General features: G+C 50.4%; 4 protein-coding genes. 2 read left to right on the forward strand and 2 right to left on the reverse strand.

Annotated features, from left to right (window positions below):
• The coding region (locus B2899_RS09960; RefSeq protein WP_286885484.1) for an aldehyde dehydrogenase family protein at positions 1-614 on the forward strand (614 nt) is incomplete at its 5' end.
• Positions 615-698: 84 nt separating this feature from the next.
• Here B2899_RS09960 and B2899_RS09965 read toward each other — a convergent pair.
• Together B2899_RS09965 and B2899_RS09970 are read right to left on the reverse strand one after the other, a co-directional pair.
• Positions 699-2426, reverse strand: coding sequence for a YcdB/YcdC domain-containing protein (locus B2899_RS09965; RefSeq protein WP_286885486.1), 1728 nt, complete (start codon positions 2424-2426; stop codon positions 699-701).
• Between the two features lie 93 nt (positions 2427-2519).
• Complete coding sequence (locus B2899_RS09970; protein ID WP_146810155.1) at positions 2520-3449, reverse strand: LysR family transcriptional regulator; 930 nt, start codon at positions 3447-3449, stop codon at positions 2520-2522.
• Positions 3450-3758: 309 nt separating this feature from the next.
• On the opposite strand from B2899_RS09970, the gene B2899_RS09975 reads away from it, so the two are divergent.
• Positions 3759-4733 (forward strand): cupin domain-containing protein, encoded by a 975-nt coding sequence (locus B2899_RS09975; protein WP_246147310.1) that lies wholly within the window; start codon positions 3759-3761, stop codon positions 4731-4733.
• The last annotated feature ends 179 nt before the right edge of the window (positions 4734-4912 follow it).

Consider the following 4912-nt stretch of genomic DNA (forward strand, 5'->3'; position numbering starts at 1 on the left):
TAGGCGAGCGCTGCATGGCGTGCGCGGTGGTCGTCGCCGTAGGGGAGATCGGGGACGAACTTGTACGCCGTCTGCGAGAAGAAGCGGACAGCATCAAAATGGGCAACGGACTGGAGGAAGGTGTCTTCTTAGGACCCGTTATCCGTGATTCGCATAAAGACCGGACCATTCGTTATATCGAAGCCGGTGAAAAGGAAGGCGCGGTATTGGTCCGCGACGGACGAAATGATAAGGTACAAGTCGAGGGAGGATACTTTATCGGTCCGACCATTTTTGATCGGGTGACGACAGACATGTCGATTTGGAAGGATGAGATTTTCGCCCCGGTACTTTCGGTTGTCCGCGTCAGCAATTTGGAGGAAGCCATTGCGCTTGCCAATCAGTCCGCATTCGCCAACGGTGCCTGCCTTTATACTGATAGTGCCAAAGCGGTGCGCCAGTTCCGTGATGAGATGGATGCCGGGATGCTGGGTGTCAATGTGGGCGTACCTGCTCCGATGGCCTTTTTCCCGTTCTCGGGATACAAGAATTCCTTCTACGGAGATTTGCACGCCAACGGGCGCGACGGGGTCGAATTCTACACGCGCAAGAAGATGCTGACGGCTCGCTATTAAACCCGCCGTCAAAAAAAAACCGCTCAGGAAGGAAATCTCTCTGAGCGGTTTTTTTCTTATGGAAAGAGTCTGAGATGGTAATCCTTATTCCTCGTCCCATTCCACAGGTACGTTTACATATTCGCCTGTTGTAGCATCCACGTATCCATAACCTTTCGAATTGTCCCAGCCGTAGACAAGAATCGGAGCCGGTGCACGCTGATTCATATACTGCGGCCAAATGTACTGCAGCTTCAGCGCTTCGTTTTTCAAAAACATCGTCACAGCCTGCGTCTTCGTTACGATGTTTTTGGCATCAGGCAGCTCCAGCTTTTCTTTTGGAACAGCAAGTGAGAATCCAACCACTTTTCCTGTTTGCTTGTCCACCGTTACTTGATAGGAACGGTCCTGTACGGGAATGCCTTGATGCATCTCCTGGAAAAAGAAAGAGTATTCATTTGATTGATTTTCAAGAATTCCTTCCGGCAGTTTGCTTTTATCGACCCAGGCTGGAAGTTCCGGCTCTTCCCAGGAGAAATCGATCGACTCCAATTGTTTGGCTGTCGGACTGGCATATGTCTGAAGGAAAGAGAGGGCTGTGGCGTATGCTTCCTCTTTCGTGACTTTTGCCGCCTGTTCCTGCGGTTCCCGGTTTACCTGCACACTGGCATGCTGGACTTGTCCTGTCCTCTTATCTACCAAAACATATGAAAAAATTTGGTGATCCTCGGTGTCGAATTCATACATTTGCTGCGGGTTGTCTTCGTTATTTTCAGGAACTCGATGTTCCGCTGTGCGCAGCTTTGTCCGGGCGTCAGCCATGCCAAGTAGTTGTCCGATTAATTGCTTTGCCTCGTCTTCAGAACGGACGATAATGGGCTGCCCTTTCGGTTGAAGCGTAACTTCTTGTTTGGAGACGGAAGGCTGCCTGTTTTTATCTATTTCTTTTCCGCTCAACGTATCGATCGGTTTGCCCGTCACGGGATGAAGGTAGCCATACCTCTGGAAGTCATATCGCAGTACAGGTTTCGTTTTTGTGTTAACGGAAAGCCGTGTGTATTTTTCCGGCTGTGCTTCTATGTAGCTTACGTCTATGCTGTCAGCGGTAACTGCCTTTTGTTTGATTTCTTCCGCGGGTCTGGCGGTATCCGGCTTCGGTACAGAAATGTTGTCTAAATCTATCGGGGTATATGTATAGTTCACGACATGACCGAAAGAGTCGACACCCAGATGCGGCCCTCCGCCGCCGGATACGGGAAGTCCATTCAGCACAAGGGGAAACTCCGCATGACGAGTTGCCCATGTTGTTTTTGTTCCGTCATCGTGGTGTGTGGTTGAGGAGCCGGCGCCATTGGATTCCGGTTTGCCGAATTTCTGCCTGTTTTCCGCTCCGAACCATTCGGTCAGAAAGCGATCTGCGGCTTCCAATGTTAGCTGACGGGACGGCATCTTATCGGATGCCCATTCCCAGATTTGCAGATCGAATCCCAGCAGTTCTCCGGTGCTGTTATCGAAAATCAGATGAGCGTTCGACAGCCCTTTTGGATTCCAAGCCTCTTCCGGCTTTTGATTGCTGAGGGTTACGACAAATCGCCCGTCTCCCTCTGAGGGATAGCTGCCAGTAACATGCAGTCTTTTTAATTCCGGCTGCAGGGAAAATAACTTGTCCATTGACTTTTGTACGGCAGGAGGAATCGGAGCAAGGTGTTCTGTAGATTTGACTGAGGCTGCAGGTTGAGCGATCTCGCTTTCGGTCCCGGCGGCTAAAGCCGGAACGGCGGGAACAAGCGAAGACGCCAGCAGCAGCGCAGCCAGCGGCAGTGAATATTTCATCGCAATCTCCTTTCTGGATAAATATAGAAACTACTTTAATCATATAGGAAACCGCTTAAATATCAACCATCTTTTTTAAAAAAAACAAAATATTTACTCATTGCCGGGAGTATGGATTGTACCGGGTGCCTGAGTCGTACCGGATATTACAAATTTCTTTGCAATGTGTACAAATTTATCCACCAGAGGCGATGCGGCATCCCTGCGCCATGATAGGCCCATAGCAGCGTTCGGCATTCCATCTTTTACATTGCGGTACACCACATCCTGCGTATGGAGATTCATGGCCGAAACAGGTACGACCGCAATGCCGATGCCGGCAGCCACTAAACCGATGACGGTCTGAAATTCCAGCGCCTCCTGACGGATGATAGGGTGAAAGCCCATCCGGTTGCAGAGGCTGAGGAATTCATCATACAGCCCTGCCCATGTTTTTCGCGATAGGGCAACAAACGGGAAATGAGCTGTGTCAACGAGACGGATTTCTTTCTTTTCTAACAGTGGATGATTCTTAGGCAGAGCGAGTACGCACGGTGCCGCCTGGACAATATTGGTGCGCAGGGCAGGGTCCGATACAGGGGGCCGCAGGATTCCGATATCGATGCGATTCTGGCGGAGAGCCTCGATTTGCTCCGGTGTGGACATTTCGTAAAGAGAGATATGCACGTCGGGGAAGCGAAGCTGATATTCGCGGATCACGGCCGGCAGAATGTCGTATGTAGCCGAGCCTACGAATCCTACGACCAGTGAACCGACCTCCCCGCGATGGGCGCGCTGCGCAACCTTGACGGCGTGTGACACGCCGGCGAGAATCCGCCGTACTTCAACCAGAAACAATTCTCCTGCGCCGGTTAGTTGAATACGTTTTTTCTCACGGTGAAAAAGAGGAACACCAAGCTCTCTCTCCAACTGTTGAATTTGCTGGCTCAACGGAGGCTGTGTAATGTTCAGCCGCGCCGCCGCTCTGCTGAAGTTGAGCTCTTCAGCTACGGCCATAAAGTATTCCAAATGGCGAAGCTCCATATTCTATCACCTTATTTCAGTTTATTCGTATAACGAATATTATGGCTATGAATTATATATTAGACACGATGTTAAGGTTAATAATACCATGGAGCTACAAGGCAGAAAACTACTATGGCGTTTCAGCCGCAACCCCGACATGAAATGAGGGAAGGGCGGCTGACTTTTGGAGTACGAAGGAAAAAAGAGAAAAGAACGAGGGTATGATTTCAATGTGGAAAAAGGCGAACGCCTTTTTCTTCCCTGGATCTTCTTTCCTCTCCCCTTCTTTCTTTTCTCATGATTTTCACAGAAAATAAGGAGGAGAACATGATGACGAATAAGACCGCCGCATTTCAAGCCGGAAATTTGGCTGTAGGGGAAGTTCGGGAAAATTGGGCTGGCGATGCCCGTTTCTATGAGTACACAAAGGCAGCCGATCCGATCGGCTCCGGCTTTATCAGTCCAATCCCGGCAAGCGAATTCTCCGCAGAGCTCTATACGACAGGACCGACACGCATCGTACCTCTTGATCTTTCCGAAGCGCTGGGCACCGACTATCCTGCCACCAGCCCGTCACTGCTGGCTCATTTCATACGCATCAAAGCGGGAGAGAGGCTGGAAACAAATCCGAATGCCACAAGCGAACTCTACTATATAATCTCCGGACGAGGCTATACGGAAATAGACGGAGTACAAATACACTGGAAAGCCGGGGATTTTCTTACACTGCCTGCCGGCTCGTCCAGCAAGCATGTCGCGGAAGAAGATACGACATGCTATTATGTGCTCGACACACCGCTGCTTGATTATCTTGGTGTTACCGCTACCACTCCCCGCTTCCGCCCCGTTTTATTTGCAGGGGAAAAGGTAAGGGCGGAGCTGGAGCTTGCGGCTTCAGCGCCGGATGCACACAAGAAGAACCGGATTTCCGTGCTGCTCAATAATGCGGCCTTCAATCAGACGCTTACGATTACCCATACGTTATGGGCGATGTTCGGCGTAGTGCCGATAGGGGCGATACAGCTTCCGCACAGCCATAAATCGGTGGCACTTGACTTTGTCGTTGACTGTAAGCCCGGCTGCTATACGCTTGTCGGTGACCAGGTCGATCCGGTCACGAAGCAAATCGTAAACCCGCTCCGCATCGATTGGGAACCGGGCAAGGCTTTCGTTACTCCGCCGGGCAAATGGCATTCCCACCACAATGAATCCGGTGCTCCGGCCTATATTCTGCCCATTCAGGATGCAGGATTGCAGACGTATCTGCGTACGCTTGATATTCAATTTGTAACGCGTGACTAGTATATGAAAAAGAGGACCGTTCTGATTTCAGAACGGTCTTTCGTTATGGTATAGGAAAGTATATGTTACTTTACAGTGATAAAGCAACATATACTTTCCCTCCATTCGTAAGCGAGAAAAAACTCGCGGGGCGTGTGCCAAACGTTACTTTTTCCTTGTGGAGCGTGTGACGCGGAGGG

The sequence above is a fragment of the Aneurinibacillus sp. UBA3580 genome (assembly GCF_002375825.1).
Taxonomy (GTDB): domain Bacteria; phylum Bacillota; class Bacilli; order Aneurinibacillales; family Aneurinibacillaceae; genus Aneurinibacillus; species Aneurinibacillus danicus.